Below are 19,464 nucleotides of genomic sequence, written 5' to 3'. Positions count from 1 at the left end.
AGTATATAGATTATTATTTTGTATTTCAAATAAATCTGAAAATTCGAATTTCTAGAAGCGGGAAGTGTTAATTAAATAATTTTAAATAGAAAAGTTACTATGCAAGGGGCTAAGTAGTGCATTGTTAGTAATAGCTAGTGATGAATAAACAAAACATCCACTAGCGTCATTTAACGTCAGTGGATGTTATAAACAAGCTCTATTGATATGTTTTATGAATTTGCGTGATACGTATTAAGTATTAAGCATTAAGCCCAACCGCGGAAACGTGATGCTTCAGCAGTACGTTTGATTCCTAATACATAAGCAGCTAAACGCATATCCATTTTTCTATCTTCTGCTAAGTCATATATAGTATTAAAAGCTTCAACCATTTTTTCACGTAGCTTCATATTAACTTCAGCTTCTGGCCAATAGTAACCTTGATTATTTTGTACCCATTCAAAGTAAGAGACGGTTACGCCACCAGCACTAGCTAAGACATCAGGAATAATTAAGACGTCACGCTCAGTTAAAATACGTGTCGCTTCTGGGGTAGTCGGTCCATTAGCTGCTTCAGCGATAATTTTTGCTTTAATTTGATGCGCATTATCCTCAGTGATTTGATTAGATAATGCAGCAGGGACTAAGATGTCACAATCAACCTCAAATAATTGTTCTTTAGGTATATTATCATCAAATAGGTGTGTGACTCTGCCATGTTGCTCTTTAAGTTCAACTAGATGATCAACATCTAAACCATTCGGGTCATGCAACGCTCTGAAACTTTCAGATATGGCTACAATTTTGGCACCCATATCATGTAAGATTTTTGCGATAAAGCTTCCAGCATTACCAAAGCCTTGAATCGCAACACGAGATCCTTTAATATCAATATTTCTACGCTTTGTAGCTTCTTCAATTGTGATGACTGCACCTAGCGCAGTGGCACGGTTACGGCCTTGTGAACCGCCTAAAGAAAGGGGTTTACCCGTAATAAACGCAAAGGCGTTGGAACGATTAATCTTACTATATTCATCCATCATCCAAGACATAATTTGTGGGTTTGTATAAACATCTGGTGCTGGGATATCGCTCTCAGGTCCAACAAATTGTGAAATGGCTTTAACATAACCGCGAGATAAACGTTCTAATTCTTGGTTGCTCATTTGTCTAGGATCGCAGATAATACCGCCTTTACCACCACCAAATGGTAGGTTGGTGATGCCACATTTCATTGTCATCCACATGGATAACGCTTTAACTTCTTCTTTATTTACGTCGGGATGGAAACGGATACCGCCTTTAGTAGGACCAACGGCATGATTATGCTGTGCACGATAACCGGTAAATGTTTTAACCGTACCGTCATCCATACGGACTGGGATACGTACTTCTAAAAATCTTAAAGGTTCTTTGATGAGTTCATACATGCCATCGTCAAAACCTAATTTATGTAAAGCTTCTTTCGTAATTTCCTGTGTTGAAGTTACTAAATCATTATGTTCTGTCATTACATATCTCCTTTATCTGTTACTTATATTTCATGGTAAGGGCGTGAAGAATGAAAATCAATACTAAAAACTGAATTTTTATAAAAGTTTGAAAATTCAGTTAAAAAGATAGCGCTTACTTATTTAAATTATTAATTGGTGTGTATACAACGGTGTTTGAATTTTGAGTAGTATATTTTGTAACTTTATATTGACTAAATTTTCAGAAATCAATAGAATGATTAATAATATAAAAAATTATATATTTAGTACTTAAAGATAAGGAGCACATAAAATGGAACAAACGACATTCAAACGTGCTATGAAACAACGTCATCTTATGTTATTGAGTTTTGGCGGTGTCATTGGTACAGGTTTATTTTTAAGTTCTGGATATACATTACAGCAAGCAGGTCCACTAGGTACTGTATTGTCTTACTTAGTAGGCTCAATCCTCGTATACTTAGTTATGCTTTGTTTGGGACAATTAGCCATTAAACATCCTGTAACTGGAGGATTTCATACATATGCTAGCAAATATATTCACCCTTCAGTAGGGTACATTGTTGCATGGTTTTATTGGCTAACGTGGACGGTAGCATTAGGATCTGAATTTACTGCCGTAGGTATTTTGATGCAAAAATGGTTTCCTGAAATACCTGAATATATATTTGCTGCCAGTGCGATTATATTGGTATTGATTTTTAATATCATATCGACAAGGTTCTATGCAGAAGTTGAATTTTATTTTTCGATGGTAAAAGTGGTTACGATTATTGTATTTATTATTTTAGGTATTTGCGTCATCTTAGGTATAATCCATTACAATGGATATGAAGGAATAAATACAATTACACAGAGATACACTCATCCTACTTTTCCTAATGGTATAGGAGCAGTATTTTTAACAATGTTGGCTGTGAATTATGCTTTTAGTGGAACGGAGTTAATAGGAATTGCGGCTGGTGAAACTGAAAATCCTAAGCAAGTTATTCCTAAGGCGATACGCGCCACTTTATGGAGACTAGTTATTTTCTTTATAGGAACGATGGTTATTATCTCGATATTAATCCCTAGTTATCAAGGGAAATCCTTAGAAAGTCCTTTCGTGGTGATTTTTCAAAAAATGGGGATTCCATATGCTGGAGACATTATGAATTTAGTGATTATTACCGCTTTATTATCAGCTGCTAATTCAGGGTTATATGCTGCAAGTAGAATGATATGGAGTTTATCAAATGAAGGTGTGTTTCCTGAATGGTTTGGGCGTTTAAATAAATATCGAATGCCTGTAAATGCAACGTTATTTAGTATGATAGGTGGTTTGTTAGCTTTATTATCAAGTATTTATGCAGCGGATTCACTATATGTAGTACTTGTATCTATTGCTGGTTTAGCCGTAGTAATTGTTTGGATGAGCATATGTGTTTCTTACTTTAATGCCAAAAGAGTTGATCATAGTTTGAAAATACATCAATCAGTAGCTATTATTGGATTTATTTTGTGTTTAGTATCGTGTGTTGGTATGGTTTTTGACTCTAATCAAGCACCAGCGCTTTATTTCGGTGTGCCTTTTGCAGCAATCGCATTATTATACTATTTTATTAAGTACCACAAGAAATGAGGCAAATAAATGAGGTTATTAGAAAAGTTAGAAGCTCAAGCACCATTAGTGTTAGATGGTGGTTTAGCAACAACATTAGAACAAGCAGGGTGTAATTTAAATTCATCATTATGGTCGAGTGAAGTATTGAAAAATAACCCTGTAAAAATTAAAGAAGCACACCAATCATTTACAGATGCAGGGGCAGACATATTACTTACGAGTACATATCAAGCAAGTTATCAAACGTTTTCAGATATTGGACTAAAAGATGTTGAAATAGAACAACTATTTACTACAGCGGTTGATCAAATCATGGATTCGAGTACATCTAAGCAAGTAATCGTTGGTAGTTTAGGACCTTATGGTGCATATTTAAGTGATGGTTCTGAATATACAGGTAATTATGAATTAAGTAACGAGGATTATTTTAACTTTCACCGTTCACGTATAGATGCATTAATTACAAGAGGGGTGCATGATTTTGTTTTTGAAACGGTGCCAAACTTTGAAGAGATTAAAGCTATTGTTGAGTATATTGTTCCACACTATATGGACCAAACATTTTGGTTATCTGTAACGGTAAATGATTTAGGCGACTTGTCTGATGGTACAAAATTCGAAGACTTATGTGAGTTTATCCAAAAATATAAAAAAGAAATTCCAGTTTTTGGTATTAATTGTTCATCTGTAGCAGGGGTCAATCAAGCTATGGAAAAAGGGCTTACTATTTTACCGCAGACAATTGCGCTCTATCCTAATGGTGGCGCAAAATATAATGCGGACACAAAACAATGGGAGAGTATGGGTGATAGCCACTTGATTGTTGAACAGATTCCAGATTGGTTAAGGCATGATGTTAAAATAGTTGGTGGTTGTTGCCAAACGACACCAGAAGACATTAAAAGAATTCACGATAAAATAAATTTGTCAGTTTAATTATAGTATGTTTGAATATATCAACCGAAGTTTTGTTTTAGGTTATGAAAAATACGCTTCAAGAAAATAACTTTTTAAGTTATTTCTTGAAGCGTATTTTAAATATGAAGCGGTAAGTAATGTACTAACAAAACGTTTTAAAGTGATTCGATTATTAACTTTAGATATTTCTCATGAAAAATTGTGAAGATCAATATATTTATGTTTTAAAGTTTACCTCATGACAGTGAATAAGTTATTTTATATGTTGTTTATAGAGAAGTTTTACTTTTCCTCTTGTTTCTTTCGTCTAAAGATGAGTAGTGTGGAACCTAATAATAGTAATAAACTACTCCAAATAGTTGTATTGCGTTCTTTTTCACCGGTATCAGGTAATTGTTTCTTTTCAGTTGTTGACTGCGAAGGTTTTGTTTTTGGAATATACGTTTCTGCTTTTGTATTTGTAGCATTTTGGCTAGATTTTACTGCTGTACTAGCATTGATAGCCTGTATATTTAACTTTGCATTTTTTTGTGATTCTAGTTTAACCACATTATTGTGATGATTAGGTGAAACTTTAATTTCATCACCTTTAGTTGCTGGCTCAGGGTCCGGTGTCGGTTCAGGATCAGGTGTTGGTTCAGGCTCTGGCGTTGGTTCAGGCTCCGGTGTCGGTTCAGGATCTGGCGTTGGCTCAGGCTCTGGTGTTGGTTCAGGCTCCGGTGTTGGTTCAGGATCCGGTGTCGGTTCAGGGTCTGGCGTTGGTTCAGGATCCGGTGTCGGTTCAGGATCCGGCGTTGGCTCAGGCTCTGGTGTTGGTTCAGGCTCTGGTGTTGGTTCAGGCTCCGGTGTTGGTTCAGGATCCGGCGTTGGTTCAGGGTCTGGTGTTGGTTCAGGGTCCGGTGTCGGTTCAGGATCCGGCGTTGGTTCAGGGTCTGGCGTTGGTTCAGGATCCGGTGTCGGTTCAGGATCCGGCGTTGGCTCAGGCTCTGGTGTTTTTTCAGGCTCTGGTGTTGGTTCAGGATCCGGCGTTGGTTCAGGTTTAGGTTTCGGGTCAGATCCTTCTCCATCAGCTTTGTTTTGATAGAATAATACGCCATTATTCCAACTTGCTTGTGTGTAATAATCCTCATAATATGGCGAGAATCCTGAAAGTGTTGTTCTAAAAGTTAATGATTGTGCATCACCATCATAAGTGCTATCAAATTTGACTACATAGACACTATCTAAATTATCAAAGTCCATTTGGTAATTACCATTAGTAACATTTAAATGAATGTCGTTAGTAACATCTTGAAACATTGAAGTATCTGACGTGTCAGCGTATACACTTTGATTTAATTCATTAGGCTTCATTACTTTAAAAACTTTTACAGATGGTAGGTTGCCGTCTTGTTTATTTCCGTTAATGATTTGACCATAGACAGTAGCGGCAGGAATTTTAAAATTATTTGGGTTAATATAAGCTAGATGCGTAAAAGTATTATTTTGTTTATTTAATGAAACAATACTACCATTAACACTTAAACCAACGTTATTAATGCCATTTAGATACTTTATATATACATCTTTTTGAGTTTTTTGCCCATTTATTGTCGCGATAATTGATTGATTACTATCATGAGGAACAGTTTTAGGATCAATAAATAAATTTAAAGACAGGTTTGTTTTTATCTTCTCTCTATTATTTACGTAATCTGTGAATCTATATCTAATTTTTCCGTCTTCTAAAATACTCCCATTTGCAATAACTGTTTCTCCATTTTTGATTTCTGGAACTTTACTTATCGCAGATACGCCACGAGTATTTACATTATTAGAAAGCGAAATATCAAAATAATCACCTTCTTTAACACCTTCCCCAAATGTTAATTCGTAGTTTAAAGTTGATCTTTCACCATTATGTGGTTTGATTGTATCATTCGATTCAATATTGCTATTAACCACAGTAATTTTATCACTTACATCTTTACCAACTCCATTTTCATTACTAGCTACTTCAGGGTTTGGATTTGTAGCATTATATGTAGAGATTGTGCGTTTTGGTGAAGTAGTGTTTTCAATTGATGGTAGTTGTGCTTCATCTTTATTAGGTTCACTTACTTCATTTTTCTGTGGTGTGCTTTGTTCAGATGTAGTGGCAGATTGCGTAGTTTCATTTTGCGTATGGGCTTCGCTAGAAGTTGGTGCAGAGTTAGATGGTGTTTGTTCACCAGAATTAGCGTCTTTATTGTTGCTGTTCGTATCTAATTTCGCATTTTCGCTTTTATCGCTCATATCTTCTTGAGGTGATGCTTCAGGTTTAGTGTTATCTTCAATTTTTAAAGTTTCATCTGCTTCTATATTTTTATCAGTGTTAACAGATTCAGACTTTTCCACATCATTTTTATTTAACGCTGTATCATTAGGTGCAGTTATTTCATTGTTAATAGCAACTTCATTTGATGTATTGTTTTCACTTTGTGCTGCACTGTTTTGATTATTTGAATCGATTTTTGTTTCTTCATTCGTAGTCTCTGATGCTTTTGCCTCCCCAGAAGCACTTAAACCAATGGCTAGACAAGTACCTAAAAGTACTGACGCAGCCCCAAATTTATATTTACGAATACCAAACTTTTCATTTTTCTTTATAAACATAACATTCTCCTCTTTTTAAAATTCATATTATATTGTGATATAGATAAGTATTATAATTTATTTTATATGTTTACGCAATGTAATAATTAATTGTTTTGAATTATTTATTAAATGATAAAAATAATATTAGATTTGTTAAGCGTTTAAAAGTTAATTAATTTATGAATTTTAAAAAATAACGTGCGAAATGTTTTGGGCGTAAAAAACTACTCAATCCTCATGAAATTTGAGAATCAAGTAGTGTATTAGAATAATTATATTTGACTGCGTATAAGTAATATTGTATTTACGAGGGCTGTTTTTGCCTTAATGCAAATTCTTTAAATGTGATAAAACGTTTATGACTTTCATCATATAATTTAAATTTTAACGAAGCGAAACTTTCTCTAATCGTAATTGAGGTTGCATGATGTAATGGTGTGACATTGTCATGCGTAGCTTCTAAAGCATAATTTGGAATTCTAGGATTTAAATGATGGACATGGTGATATCCAATATTACCAGTTATCCATTGAATGAATTTTGGTAATTTATAATATGAACTACCATCAATAGCTGCTTTAACATAATCCCATTCAGATGATTCTTCAAAATAGGAATCTTCAAAGGTATGTTGAATGTAAAAAAGCCAAATACCTATCATTCCAGAAATAAAGACCATAGGTGCAAAAATAGCAAAAAATTGACTAGCTCCTAATAGATAAATAAGACCACCGTAAATGATTAATAATAAAATATTATTGAGCCATGTGTTTGTGCGTTCTTTTGTTTTAGCACCTTTTGCGTTAAAGCGATTAGATACAAATACTAAGAAAAACGGTCCTAAAACAAACATTACAAAAGGATTGCGATAACATCTATAAGTTAAACGTTTAAAACGAGACGAAATTTGATATTCTTCAACTGTCATGACCCAAATATCTCCAATGCCACGCTTCTCCAAATTCCCACTACCTGCATGGTGCATTAAATGTTCTCTACGCCATTTTCGATAGGGAAAGAAGGTTAAAAAACCTGTCACATTACCTAATAAATCATTATGCTTCTGTTTTTTTAGATATGAACCATGACATGCGTCATGAAAAATAATGAACGTTCTAATTAAAAAAATTGAAGCACATATACTACTAATAATTGCTAATGACCAATGTACTTGATATAAAAACCCACTTGCTACTAACAACGCAAGGAGGGGAATTATTGTATTGATTATTTGGATTGTACTTTTTGTATAGCTCGTTTTTTCAAACGGTTTGACCATCTTACGTAACAATTTCTTTTTATCTTTTTCCATTTACACCAAACTTTCTATTCACTCAGAAATCAATTTGTACTGAAGTGTTTAATTCAGTGTATAGAAGTAGGACACCTATTACAAACATTTATTTGAATTATTTGAATACTTTTTAATGAAAAGTGAAATAATGGCTAGTAAAAAGCTTTATCTAAAAATAAAATTTAATTCTCAGTTAATTTAAATGTTTATATTTTAATCAATTAATGCGTTGAAAAATAAAAAATTGTAAAAACTCAATGATATTTAAAAAATTTTATACCAATAGTTGTAATTTTCAGAAAAAAAGAATATTATACAACCAAGCATTGTGAGATATATGCATGCAATATTTAAATTAGTTTATTTATAGTAAGACATAGGGGAAATAAATAGCGCATATGTTAAGCGTGCTTAAAAACAACTGAGGTGGGGCTAGTTTTATGACGAATACTTTAAACAGAGAGTTAAGCAATAGACATATTCAACTTATTGCGATTGGTGGCGCTATTGGAACAGGATTATTCTTAGGGGCAGGACAATCCATAAGTTTAACGGGGCCATCCATTTTACTAACTTATATTATTGTCGGTTTCGTATTGTTTATGTTTATGCGTGCAATGGGAGAGATGTTATTACATAACACAGAGTACAAAACATTTGCAGACATCGCACATGATCAAATAGGTCCGTTTGCGGGGTTTGTAACTGGTTGGACATATTGGTTAACTTGGATTACGTCTGGTATGGCTGAAATTACAGCAGTTGCAAAATATGTAGAATTTTGGATACCAGATTTACCTAACTGGATTACGTCTTTATCATGTATTTTGATATTAATGGCATTTAATTTAACAAGTACAAAAATGTTTGGTGAATTAGAATTTTGGTTCGCAATTATAAAAGTAGTTACAATCATCGCTTTGATTGTTGTAGGTATTGTAATGATAGTATTTGCGATACAGACACCTTTTGGACAAACGAGTGTAGCTAATGTTTTTAATAATGGTTCATTCTTTCCACACGGAGCATCTGGCTTTTTTATGTCTTTCCAAATGGTAGTGTTTTCGTTTACTGGTATTGAAATTTTAGGTATTACAGCTGGAGAAACCAAAAATCCAGAAAAAACTATACCGAAAGCAATTAATAGTGTACCAATAAGAATTTTATTATTTTATGTTGGAGCATTAGCGGTAATGATGTCTATTATTCCGTGGCAAGATATTGATCCAAATAATAGTCCTTTTGTTAGCTTATTTGCATTAATTGGTGTGCCATTTGCGGCAGGACTTATCAATTTTGTAGTATTAACAGCTGCGTCTTCTGCGTGTAATAGTGGTATCTTTGCGAATAGTAGAATTCTATTTGGCTTATCAGAGAAAAAACAAACACATCATTTACTGATGAAAACGAATAAAAAAGGCGTACCGTATATCGCAATTTTAGTGACTTGTGCATTATTATCTATAACAGTATTGCTTAATTACTTAATACCTAATGCAACACAAGTATTCTTTTATGTAACAGCAATATCAACTATATTGTTAGTTATTGTGTGGATGTTTATCATGCATGCTTATGCAAAATATGTAAAATCACATCCAGAGCATCATAAAAAAAGTTCATTTAAGTTACCTGGTGGCGTAAACATGGCAAGAATGGTTCAATTATTCTTTGTTTTTATATTAATTGTTTTATTCCTTGTACCTGATACGAGAATGGGTATTGTCTTGTCACCAATATGGTTTATCCTACTTGCATTAATTTATTTGAGATATACAAGAAAAGCGCGTAAATTGGAAGTGAACAGCTAGGAATATAAGTAGGGTGTTAGGCTGTGTAATCATTTAAATAGTAGATGGTTAGAGTGAAACACCCCCATGGTTCTTATGAGTCCATCATCAATAATCTTATGGTGGACTATCAATTCTAAGACTGGATTAATACAAAGCTGTTATTTTAATAAAACATTATTTTTTGTTCTCTGCTAGATTTAAGAAAATTACCGTATGTGTTGTGACAATATTTAATAATACATTTAAATTTTGATTTGTGAGAGGAGGTTACATTGAAATGGAAGCTGTATATGCAAAGGATGACCAAGGTGCTTATCAAACGTTGAAAATAACTATTGATAATAATAGTGAAACTATTTTTAATTTATTAAGCACGACTGAGGGTGTTCAGAAATGGTTTCCTCAATTATCATTTAATGAACGCAAAGTTGGTGGCAAGATGACATTTCATATGGATGAACAAGACGATATAGAAATGGAAATTACTGCTTTCGAAGATAATGTAGCTATTGGTTACACATGGGATACCGGTGCAGTAAGATTTGATTTGTATGATAGTGGACATGAAACAGTACTTATATTAGATGAGTTCTTACCGTTTGATTTTCCGCACATCATTTTAGACTTTTCGGGTTGGCAGTTCCAACTGCAAAGTATAAAAAGTGTGGCAGAAACAGGCAAACCCTTGGACCAAAGTGAATATGATTTTGACAGTGTAAAAGATGAAGTAGAAACAAAACTTGATTTAGGCTAAGGTTTAAATTTAGTAGTTTAGTTTTTATTGTTGTAATAGTCGATTAATACCAAAATGAGCTAGGCCATAATAGTTAGTGGCCTAGCTCATTTTTAGTTTATAAAATTAAAATTTATCTTTTAAGTCTTTTGCTTTATCTGAAGCTTGATCTTTCACTTCATTTTGCTTATCTTTATCATTCTTTACTTCGTCAACCTTATCTTTTGCTTTGTCTTTAAACTCGTCAAATTTACTCATTATAAAAACCTCCTTTAAGATTTGTGACACAAGTACCTTTCCACTTATCAATGCAAATAAACATTTTTATTTAAATTAATTGAAAAAGATAAGAAAATAATATGATTATCATTATTAAAAAATATAGCATGTAGACTTTGGTAGCATAATTAAGACAAAAATAAGGTTAAAAAATAAATGACGATTTTAACAAAAAAGTAGAGAAAATAGAGTATATATTTTATAATATGGTAGATTAAAAGCAAGACAATAATTTAATGGAGGTCTAAGCATGGAATATACTTTACCTAATTGTCCAGAATGTGATTCAAGTTATACATACGAAGATGGAAATTTATTTGTTTGTCCTATGTGTGGTCACGAATGGTCTGAAGCTGAAAATAATGAGAATAAAGAAGCTCAAATTACAAGAGATGTGAACGGGCAGGAACTAGTTGATGGGGATGCTGTTACAGTAATTAAAGACTTAAAAGTAAAAGGTACATCATTTGTAATTAAACAAGGTACGAAAGTAAAAAGTATAAAAATAGTTGAACCTGACGACGGACATGACATCGATGCGAAAGTTGATAAAATTGGACTAGTGGGATTAAAATCTTCACTTGTAAAGAAATTAAAAGGCTAGAGCAAAATTAAGCATAAAATAATAACACTGAGGGATGGGATACGGATTTGATTTAAATGGGAATTCGTTGTCTCACCCTTTTTTTGTTATTTATATTTAGTAAAGATAAATAACGGATAGATTACGCTAATATATGAGCAAATGTAATTACTGCATAATAAATATGATATGACATACTAAAACAATATGTTGTGTATATTTCTATATGTTATTATAAATCTAACTATTGTACATTCGTTAATTATGGTAGATATGAAATTTAACTATAATTTTCTCGGATAACAAATACGAATTTAATTACTGATTACGAGGAGATTGAGTATATGTCAAAAGATAACATTTTTATAAAAATTAAAGAAAATATAAAAAACTTATCTCAATCAGAAAGAAAGGTAGCCAATTTTATAACTAAAGAACCAACAGATATCATGTTTGATACTATAAACGAATTATCTGAGAAAGTTGGTACCAGTACTACAACAATTATGCGTCTTGCAAGTAAATTAGGTTACTCTGGTTATACAGAGTTGCAACGAGACATTCAAAATTTTATAAAAGATGGTAAAGCACCTCAATCCAGGTTAGCTTCTAATTTACAAAATATAGAGCAAGATAATTTGTGGACAGAAACGGTTAATTTTCATACTACACAATTACAACAATTTTCAAACCAGCTCGATGAGCAAACTTTGGATAAAGCTATAAATTTAATTGAAAATGCTAACAATATTTGTTGTACATGTGTGAGAAGTGGATTGCCTGCAGGTCATTATTTTTCACAAAATATAAATAGAATAAAAGGCAACTGTAACCTTATAGTAGCGGATACTTCAGATTGGGTAGATGAAGTTGTGTCAATGAATGCTCAAGATGTGTTAGTGGCGATTAGTTATCCTAGATATGCTAAGCGTATTAATGATTTCGTGAAAATCGCTAAAAATAAAGGTGTGAAGATTATTGTAATAACAGATACATTTTCGTCTCCATTGGTTGATTACGCAGATGTAATTCTACCTTGTGATTCTAACAGTTTAGCTTTTCACAATTCACCGGTATTGTCACTTGTAGTCATTGATTACTTGATTAATGCTTTGGCAGTTAAAGAAACTAAGAAGAATTCAAGTCGCTTAGATGATATAAATGAAATATTAAAACAAATAAAATATCATACGAATAACTAAGAAAAACAAACCGTTTTAAAAATATAATGGTTTGTTTTTTTATGTAATTTTATATGTAAGGATTTACATTTATTTGGGCAAGTGGTAACTTTGTAAATAATATTACAAACAATAATTATTTTGTAATAAATCTTACAAATGGGTGGTGGTTCAATGAATGGTAATAATGATGAGATTTTAAAGCGTTTAGAGAAGCTAAGTTCAACGTTAATTGCAGATAGCATGAAATTTGAAAATGTTATGAATCATAAATTAAAGCCAGTTAATTTTCAGAAACCTCTTGTCGGGCAAGCAAGAACGGTATCACTTTATCCAGGAGATAATCTCTATTTGCACCTTGGAATATATGAGGCAAAACCAGGAGAAATATTGATTGTTGAAGGAAAAGATTCTACAACTTCTGCTTATATGGGGAACTTGATGGCAGCAGCAGCAGAAAAACTTGGTATAAAAGGAATAATTATTGATGGTTTAATCAGAGATAAAAAAGAATTAGAAAATATGGATATACAAATCTACGCAAATGGATTTATACCTAAAGGGCCGAGAAAAAATGGACCAGGTGCATTTGATATACCAATTCAATGTGGAGGCGTATTAGTAAATCCATATGATTTTGTAGTTGCAGATGAGGATGGCATTGCAATCATCCCTTATAAAAAAGCAGAAGCGTTTATAGTAAAAGCAGAAGAAAAATTAATATATGAAGAAAAAAGGTTAAAGACAATCATGTCATTTAACTTGGATCAGGGGGATGACAAAAGCACAATAGAGCCGTCCTGGTTAAGAGAAAACATTGAAAATCAATAGGGGTGGATAACATGGATATAGGATTTATAGGATTTGGAGAAGTTGGAAAAGAATTGTCTAAAGGATTTAGTAAACATGAAGTAAATCGTATATATGCTTATGATCCATTACGGATAGGCGCAGATTCTAAAAAGTTATCTGAAAGAACAGAGATTAACTATGTTGAAAAGGCAGAAATTGTAGCAAAACAAACGTTATCTATATTATTTGTTGCTGTTCCTGCGACAAAAACTGTAGAAGCTTGGTCAGAAATAAGTGATGTCGTTGCGAATGAAACCGTACTAGTAGATTTAACAACTGCTAGTTCTGAAGAGAAAAATAAGATAAATGAAATGATGTACAACAAAGGCATGACAATCATAGATGCTGCAATACTTGGTGCATTAAAAGTATATCAAAATGAAGTGCCGATATTAGCATCTGGAACACAAACAAATAAGTTTATAGAGTTAGGTAATCAAATTGGGATGAATATTACTAAATTAAATGAAAAAGTCGGCGATGCTACTAATTTTAAATTTGTGAGGAGTATATTTACAAAAGGATTGTCTGCATTATTATTTGAAGTTATGGCATCTGCAGAACATCTTAATATTACAGAGGAAATATATGAATCTATCACCAGTACGATGGATAAAGATGATTTTGGAGAAATTATAAATAGATATATAAAAAGTAACGTAAAACATTCACAGCGTCGTGAGAAAGAAATGAAAAATGTAAGTGAATTTTTAGAACACCATCGTATCGAACCTGTAATGACTAAAGCTACGATTCAAAAATTGAAAAATATAACTCAAGCAAATTTAGAAAGTAAATTACGAGATGAAGTTGATGATTGGTCTAACGTAATAAAGGCTTACAATCAAAAATAAATAGGAGGCATGTATATGGGGATATTGGCTTTATTAATTTTTATATCTATTTTAATTATATGGAGCGTTTTCTTAAAAAGAAATTTAGGTGAAGCATCATTAATTGGGTTTATTGCGTCAAGTCTTTTAGGTGGCAAAGAAGCTTTAGGATTACTGGCAAATGGTTTTTCATTTGCAGCAACATTTTCAGTACTTTATGCTGCACTAGCATTTGTATTTATGGCCTATATTATTGATAGATTAGGGATTGTTGAAAAACTATTAGCAATTTTAAATTCTATGGTAGGAAAGATTCCAGGAGCGCCAGCTTATATGGACGCGATGGGCTCAGTTGCATTAGGGACATTATCAGGTGGTGATTCTGGTAATACAGCTGCTACAGGATCGATAACAGGACCTTGGATGTTGAAAAATAAATGGAAGAAAGAGATTGCCGCATCAGTCATGGTTGGGAATGGTGGTATGGCATCCGTATTTCCACCAACTACTTCAATGTTTATCATACTTGGCTTCGCTCCAGTTGCTGCGGCGGTAGGCGTTGGCGAGTTTTTTATAGCATTATTTGTTGCATCATTATATCAACTTGCCCACAGATTAATAATGATTTGGTTCTTTGTAAAGAAACAGAATATAAAAGCATTCTCTATTGAAGAATTAGAGCCATTAAGTAGTTCATTTAAAAGAGGGTGGACTTCGATGTTATTATATATTGGTGCTATCATCCCTTTAGCTATAACAATTGGACCATTAGGGGAAAAACTAGTAAGTATACCATCAATAGGAGAAAAATCATTAGATAGTATAGATATCGTTGTATGGATACCAACTTTAATGATTACTATCGCCTTTATATTAGAAAGAAAAAATTTACCAAAAACAGTACCGGAGTTTATGAAGTTTATTCAAGCTTCAATACCGAGATTTACTACAATTGGTGCTTTAATATTCTTTGCTGTTGCAGCTAGTGAAGTTTTAACTAAATTAGGTTTATCAAATAATATTGCCTTTCTTATAGAAACGGCGAATGCACCAGCTTGGTTAACGCTATTACTCATAGGTGTAGGTATTACAATTATTGCTGGACCTTTAACATCTACTGGGACGCTTACGGCAGTAGGGCTAGTTTCCTATCAAATTTTAATTTCAAGTGGCTTCTCGCCATTAATTTCTGCAGTAGTAGTGATGACGTTTGCTTCTACATCGGCACAAATGCCACCTGCCTCAGGATCTATTTACATTGCTTCAGGGATTGTTGATGCTAAACCTGAAAAAACATTTGGCATGTTGATTGTACTTTATGCACTGCCTGTAATTATTATAGGTTGGCTTATAGGTATGGGTATATTGCCAATATGGGGAGGATAAAATTTATGGAAAAATTACTGGAAAAAGTTTTCGGAATTTTCTTATTACTCTCAATTGTAACGGCACTTATTATGGTAAGTGCACAACTACTTGGATTAATTATGCTTAACGGAGCATTTATTATAAAAGTTAATGATATGTTGTTAACACCCGCTATTATTTTAGCCGCAATATTTTCAGGAGTAGCATTTATATTAGGTTACTTCCCAAAATATAAAGATAAAAATTAAAGTTAAAGTATCAAAAGTGTGTTGTATGTCTGAAGTGAAATGAATAAATTAATAAGCCTAAGCTACTAACTTCAATTTCCTTAAAGAATTTAGTGGCTATTTTTAATGTACTAATTATTTGAACGTGATAATCTTTATGTGTAAAAAATATTTAAATTAGGTGCATGAAAGTAATTGTTTTTATATACTATGTGTAATTAAAATATTGTGAAATTTTTCGTAATATCTTACTTTGTTAGATTATAGTGATAAAAATTTCATAGTAATAAGGGGATTAGAAGACAATATTATGAAGAATAAGATGCATATTGTTTCACTTATTTATAGTACAGGTTTACATCCTGCTTCATGGAGACTAGAACACTCTAGGATTGATGAAATAGGCCAAATTACATACCAACAAGAAATTGCTAAAATTGCAGAACGTGGTTGTTTAGATGCTATATTTTTAGCAGATGGGCAATATATTTCTCAAGAAAATACAGGGCATTTATCATATTTCTTAGAACCTATCACTACCTTGACTGCTATTTCACAAATAACGAAACATATTGGGTTAATAGCAACGTTATCTTCTACATTTTATGATCCATACAATACAGCACGTTTAATAGGTAGTTTAGATCATATTAGTCATGGAAGGGCCGGTATTAATATTGTTACCTCACAATTTGACAATGAAGCAGGTAATCATTCAATGACGCAACTTCCTCCTTTAAATGAAAGGTATAAAAAAGCAGAAGAATTTGTACATGTATTGAAACAATTGTGGCAATCGTTTGATAGTCATGCATTAATTAATGATAGAAAGTCTGGCAGAGGCATAGAGTGGTCCCTAGTAAATGAAATTAATCATGAAGGAGACTATTTTAAGGTAAAAGGCCCTATAAATTTACCATCTAGCCCTCAAATATATCCGGTTTTGTGTCAAGCTGGTACGTCGATTCCTGGTCGTGATTTTGCTTCGAAAGCTGTAGATATGATTTTTTCAGTAGCTTGGAATAAGGCAGACGCTAAGAGATTTTTGAAAGATATTGAGAAACGAACAGAGCAGCTTAATAAGTCTGAAGATAGACCGTTGATTTTACCAGGTTTGACTGTTTATGTTGCAGATACGATGGAAGAAGCTGAAGAAAAAAGAGCGACACTAGATTGTTTCATAGATGTGAATGAAAAAATTAAGCAGATTGAACAAAGTATCGGACAAAGTGTTGAAGGATGGGATTTAGATGCTGTAGTCCCATCTTTACCGTCTTATGATAACTTAACAACAAAAGTTGTGTCGAAAGCGCGCTATGAAGCGATACGAAGTACTATAGAAACAGAGTCGCTTACATTAAGAGAACTAGCACAGCGTGTGAGTACATGGATGGGGCATAAGACAATTGTTGGAGACCCAATAACAGTTGCAGATATGATGCAAGAATGGTTTGAAGAGGAATGTTGTGATGGTTTTACACTTATGCCGCCAACTTATCCAGATATGTTTGAAGCTTTTATTGATAAAGTAATTCCTATATTGCAAGAGCGTGGCTTATTTAGAAAAGCGTATACGGGAACAACTTTGAGAGAAAATTTACAATGCGTAGTGGAATAGCATGTTAATGCAACATATAATAGCAAAACAAGCTTTAAAATTTCATGACAACAAATAAACGTCAAATGCTATGGAGTTATAGCATTTGACGTTTATTTGTTAATCAGAGATAGTGATGTCTCAAGTTTTATTGTTATAACGCAGTTTCATAAATATACCGAGTACAGTTGCTACAGTTAAAAATACTAGAATTGTAAATGTTAAACTATGAAAAGGAATTAATAGATTAATGATATAGAACAAGATAAGGATGAGTGCTATATAAATATACAGTTTTTTAGTTTTGTACGCTTGATGAAAGTATGTCATATTCAACAACATCCCAAGATAAAATAGTGATATTGCTACAAATGTAAGCGTAATTTCAAATGTAGGATTAATGCTTACCTCTTCAGAAAATATCTCGCTAGCATTAATTAAACCTAAAGCAAAAAATATAATGATATGTGTGTAACATAGTTTAAGTCCCGTAGACTTTTGTTTTGGATTCATAAAGGACTCTAATTTAATCCAATAGCTTCCAAATAGGCCTAAAATAATTAAAAATTGGAAAATAGATATGATTTCAAAATGATGAATATTGAACAATGAACCTAAACCGACCATACTTTCTCCAAACATAATAATTGTAAATAAGCTATAGCGTTCTATGAGATGTGGCATATTAACCGGTGATCTTTGCAATATTTTAATTCCAAACAAAGGGAAGAGTAAACAACATATTATAGCAATATAAAGCATATTATAATGTGTATTTCCAGGAATAAAATAACCTATAAAAATAAGGGTACTAGAAAATATTGAAGTTAAACCGTAAACTAAACAAAGTTTTTTCTCTTCTTGAAGAATATTTTCAGAAAACGTAAGTAAATATTGGAGTCCAATACTTAAAAACAAAATAGCAGTACATAGAAAAAATGCTTCATAAGTTTTATCGAAGTTTGTGTTTATACTATTAGATAAATAAATTGTAATAAACATGTTAAACATAAGGAACATAAGATCCCTAGTATTATTTAAACCAAATCTATTAGTATAAAGGGTTTGATAACTCCAAACAGATACAAATACAAATAGCATTACGCCATATTTGAAAAATAAAATACCAGGCATTATGGCATGTTCTAAGTGCAATATTGTGTGAGACATTTGTGAGATTGCATAGACAAAAATTAAGTCAAAAAATAATTCTATAAATTCTACTTTTTTTACATCAAAATAACGATTCTTTTGTATTTTCATATTCAACTCTTCTTTTCATAATTATTTTTAGAATAATGTCATTGAATATTGTACCAAATTTTTAATTCTAGAGACAAAAAACCATAAATTAATTTATGGTTTTAGTGACTAGTTTATGCATGTTATATAGTGGTAAGTATAAATATAATGACTATATAAAGAGAGTGCTTTTATGAAAGTAATCATTTTAAATACTACATTAAAAAATGGAACTGAATTATCGCATACTGAAGCTTTGGCAGGTGAGGCAGCAAGTATTTTTGAATCAGAAGGCGTAGACGTAGAGATGCTTAGAGTCAATGACTATAGTATATCTTATGGTATAGATGATGATATGGGGGGAGATGATGAGTGGCCCCAAATATTAGAAAAAGTAATAGATGCTGATATTGTAATTATTGGTACGCCTCTGTGGCTTGGCGAAAAAAGTAGTGTAGCAACTATAGTTATAGAAAGACTTTATGGTTCTAGTAAATTAGAGAATAGTAAAGGACAATCTATTTTTTATAATAAAGTGGCAGGCGTTATTGTAACTGGCAACGAGGATGGCGCTAAACATGCTTCTGCTTCTATTATTTATGGTTTATCACATATTGGTTTTACGATTCCTCCAAACGTTGATGCGTATTGGGTAGGAGAAGCTGGTCCCGGTCCTTCTTATATGGATATAAAGCATGAAAATGAATTCACTAAAAGACATATCAAATGGCTGGCTTATAATACAATGCACATGGCTACAATGTTGAGAAAAACACCATTACCAAATAAAGGGAATAAATTAAATGAATAAAATAAGATAAGATGAAAGATTTTAATAGACTCCATTTTAAAGTAAAAACTTTAAATGGA

17 protein-coding genes are annotated in these 19,464 nt (G+C 32.4%); 12 read left to right on the top strand and 5 right to left on the bottom strand.

Annotation, left to right across the window (positions count from 1 at the left end):
• Positions 1-248: 248 nt before the first annotated feature.
• Positions 249-1,493: a Glu/Leu/Phe/Val family dehydrogenase gene (locus D9V42_RS11295; RefSeq protein WP_107555069.1), complete on the bottom strand. Its 1,245-nt coding sequence runs from the start codon at positions 1,491-1,493 to the stop codon at positions 249-251.
• 274 nt (positions 1,494-1,767) lie between these two features.
• Here D9V42_RS11295 and D9V42_RS11290 point away from each other — a divergent pair, with 274 nt between their 5' ends.
• Together D9V42_RS11290 and mmuM are read left to right on the top strand one after the other, a co-directional pair.
• On the top strand, positions 1,768-3,096 hold the full coding sequence (locus tag D9V42_RS11290) for an amino acid permease (protein ID WP_122065002.1): 1,329 nt from the start codon (positions 1,768-1,770) through the stop codon (positions 3,094-3,096).
• 9 nt (positions 3,097-3,105) lie between these two features.
• Positions 3,106-4,014: a homocysteine S-methyltransferase gene (gene mmuM, locus D9V42_RS11285; protein ID WP_122064999.1), complete on the top strand. Its 909-nt coding sequence runs from the start codon at positions 3,106-3,108 to the stop codon at positions 4,012-4,014.
• A 264-nt stretch (positions 4,015-4,278) separates the two neighbouring features.
• Here the strand turns inward: mmuM and D9V42_RS15575 are convergent, their stop codons facing one another.
• Positions 4,279-6,630, bottom strand: a complete 2,352-nt coding sequence (locus tag D9V42_RS15575; protein ID WP_122064997.1) for a fibrinogen-binding adhesin SdrG C-terminal domain-containing protein — start codon at positions 6,628-6,630, stop codon at positions 4,279-4,281.
• A gap of 286 nt (positions 6,631-6,916) precedes the next feature.
• Positions 6,917-7,924 carry a fatty acid desaturase gene (locus D9V42_RS11275; RefSeq protein WP_107555064.1) on the bottom strand — a complete coding sequence of 336 codons (1,008 nt, stop codon included), beginning with the start codon at positions 7,922-7,924 and terminating at the stop codon, positions 6,917-6,919.
• A 422-nt stretch (positions 7,925-8,346) separates the two neighbouring features.
• Here D9V42_RS11275 and D9V42_RS11270 point away from each other — a divergent pair, with 422 nt between their 5' ends.
• Both D9V42_RS11270 and D9V42_RS11265 read left to right on the top strand, forming a co-directional pair.
• The gene (locus tag D9V42_RS11270) at positions 8,347-9,717 is read left to right on the top strand and encodes an amino acid permease (RefSeq protein WP_122064994.1); all 1,371 of its coding nucleotides are present in this window, start codon (positions 8,347-8,349) and stop codon (positions 9,715-9,717) included.
• A 259-nt stretch (positions 9,718-9,976) separates the two neighbouring features.
• Entirely contained in the window at positions 9,977-10,453 is a 477-nt protein-coding gene (locus tag D9V42_RS11265; protein WP_107555218.1) for an SRPBCC domain-containing protein, read from the top strand.
• 105 nt (positions 10,454-10,558) lie between these two features.
• Here the strand turns inward: D9V42_RS11265 and D9V42_RS15570 are convergent, their stop codons facing one another.
• Positions 10,559-10,690, bottom strand: coding sequence for a hypothetical protein (locus D9V42_RS15570; protein ID WP_267920538.1), 132 nt, complete (start codon positions 10,688-10,690; stop codon positions 10,559-10,561).
• 271 nt (positions 10,691-10,961) lie between these two features.
• On the opposite strand from D9V42_RS15570, the gene D9V42_RS11260 reads away from it, so the two are divergent.
• The 7 genes from D9V42_RS11260 (at position 10,962) to D9V42_RS11230 (ending at position 17,373) form a co-directional block, all read left to right on the top strand.
• Positions 10,962-11,315, top strand: a complete 354-nt coding sequence (locus tag D9V42_RS11260; RefSeq protein ID WP_017723506.1) for a zinc ribbon domain-containing protein YjdM — start codon at positions 10,962-10,964, stop codon at positions 11,313-11,315.
• A gap of 323 nt (positions 11,316-11,638) precedes the next feature.
• Positions 11,639-12,496, top strand: coding sequence for a MurR/RpiR family transcriptional regulator (locus D9V42_RS11255; RefSeq protein ID WP_107555217.1), 858 nt, complete (start codon positions 11,639-11,641; stop codon positions 12,494-12,496).
• A gap of 153 nt (positions 12,497-12,649) precedes the next feature.
• A complete protein-coding gene (locus D9V42_RS11250; protein ID WP_233665155.1) occupies positions 12,650-13,306 on the top strand; it encodes an RraA family protein in 657 nt (218 codons plus the stop codon).
• An 11-nt stretch (positions 13,307-13,317) separates the two neighbouring features.
• A complete protein-coding gene (locus D9V42_RS11245; protein ID WP_122064990.1) occupies positions 13,318-14,181 on the top strand; it encodes an NAD(P)-binding domain-containing protein in 864 nt (287 codons plus the stop codon).
• 15 nt (positions 14,182-14,196) lie between these two features.
• On the top strand, positions 14,197-15,546 hold the full coding sequence (locus D9V42_RS11240; protein WP_122064988.1) for a TRAP transporter large permease subunit: 1,350 nt from the start codon (positions 14,197-14,199) through the stop codon (positions 15,544-15,546).
• Between the two features lie 5 nt (positions 15,547-15,551).
• Entirely contained in the window at positions 15,552-15,776 is a 225-nt protein-coding gene (locus D9V42_RS11235; RefSeq protein ID WP_107555213.1) for a hypothetical protein, read from the top strand.
• 289 nt (positions 15,777-16,065) lie between these two features.
• A complete protein-coding gene (locus D9V42_RS11230; RefSeq protein WP_107555212.1) occupies positions 16,066-17,373 on the top strand; it encodes an NtaA/DmoA family FMN-dependent monooxygenase in 1,308 nt (435 codons plus the stop codon).
• A gap of 120 nt (positions 17,374-17,493) precedes the next feature.
• Here the strand turns inward: D9V42_RS11230 and D9V42_RS11225 are convergent, their stop codons facing one another.
• Positions 17,494-18,615 (bottom strand): low temperature requirement protein A, encoded by a 1,122-nt coding sequence (locus D9V42_RS11225; protein WP_122064986.1) that lies wholly within the window; start codon positions 18,613-18,615, stop codon positions 17,494-17,496.
• 172 nt (positions 18,616-18,787) lie between these two features.
• On the opposite strand from D9V42_RS11225, the gene D9V42_RS11220 reads away from it, so the two are divergent.
• Positions 18,788-19,405 carry a flavodoxin family protein gene (locus D9V42_RS11220; RefSeq protein WP_122064984.1) on the top strand — a complete coding sequence of 206 codons (618 nt, stop codon included), beginning with the start codon at positions 18,788-18,790 and terminating at the stop codon, positions 19,403-19,405.
• Positions 19,406-19,464: the final 59 nt, after the last annotated feature.

The sequence above is a fragment of the Staphylococcus pseudoxylosus genome, from assembly GCF_003697915.1.
GTDB classification, from domain to species: Bacteria; Bacillota; Bacilli; order Staphylococcales; family Staphylococcaceae; genus Staphylococcus; species Staphylococcus pseudoxylosus.
This window is presented reverse-complemented; position numbering and strand designations above follow the sequence as displayed.

Bases quoted from the DNA above. Each gene is read 5' to 3' on its own strand.
- D9V42_RS11295 (WP_107555069.1), bottom strand. From the start codon at position 1,493: ATGACAGAACATAATGATTTAGTAACTTCAACACAGGAAATTACGAAA.
- D9V42_RS11290 (WP_122065002.1), top strand. From the start codon at position 1,768: ATGGAACAAACGACATTCAAACGTGCTATGAAACAACGTCATCTTATG.
- mmuM (WP_122064999.1), top strand. From the start codon at position 3,106: ATGAGGTTATTAGAAAAGTTAGAAGCTCAAGCACCATTAGTGTTAGAT.
- D9V42_RS15575 (WP_122064997.1), bottom strand. From the start codon at position 6,630: ATGTTTATAAAGAAAAATGAAAAGTTTGGTATTCGTAAATATAAATTT.
- D9V42_RS11275 (WP_107555064.1), bottom strand. From the start codon at position 7,924: ATGGAAAAAGATAAAAAGAAATTGTTACGTAAGATGGTCAAACCGTTT.
- D9V42_RS11270 (WP_122064994.1), top strand. From the start codon at position 8,347: ATGACGAATACTTTAAACAGAGAGTTAAGCAATAGACATATTCAACTT.
- D9V42_RS11265 (WP_107555218.1), top strand. From the start codon at position 9,977: ATGGAAGCTGTATATGCAAAGGATGACCAAGGTGCTTATCAAACGTTG.
- D9V42_RS15570 (WP_267920538.1), bottom strand. From the start codon at position 10,690: ATGAGTAAATTTGACGAGTTTAAAGACAAAGCAAAAGATAAGGTTGAC.
- D9V42_RS11260 (WP_017723506.1), top strand. From the start codon at position 10,962: ATGGAATATACTTTACCTAATTGTCCAGAATGTGATTCAAGTTATACA.
- D9V42_RS11255 (WP_107555217.1), top strand. From the start codon at position 11,639: ATGTCAAAAGATAACATTTTTATAAAAATTAAAGAAAATATAAAAAAC.
- D9V42_RS11250 (WP_233665155.1), top strand. From the start codon at position 12,650: ATGAATGGTAATAATGATGAGATTTTAAAGCGTTTAGAGAAGCTAAGT.
- D9V42_RS11245 (WP_122064990.1), top strand. From the start codon at position 13,318: ATGGATATAGGATTTATAGGATTTGGAGAAGTTGGAAAAGAATTGTCT.
- D9V42_RS11240 (WP_122064988.1), top strand. From the start codon at position 14,197: ATGGGGATATTGGCTTTATTAATTTTTATATCTATTTTAATTATATGG.
- D9V42_RS11235 (WP_107555213.1), top strand. From the start codon at position 15,552: ATGGAAAAATTACTGGAAAAAGTTTTCGGAATTTTCTTATTACTCTCA.
- D9V42_RS11230 (WP_107555212.1), top strand. From the start codon at position 16,066: ATGAAGAATAAGATGCATATTGTTTCACTTATTTATAGTACAGGTTTA.
- D9V42_RS11225 (WP_122064986.1), bottom strand. From the start codon at position 18,615: ATGAAAATACAAAAGAATCGTTATTTTGATGTAAAAAAAGTAGAATTT.
- D9V42_RS11220 (WP_122064984.1), top strand. From the start codon at position 18,788: ATGAAAGTAATCATTTTAAATACTACATTAAAAAATGGAACTGAATTA.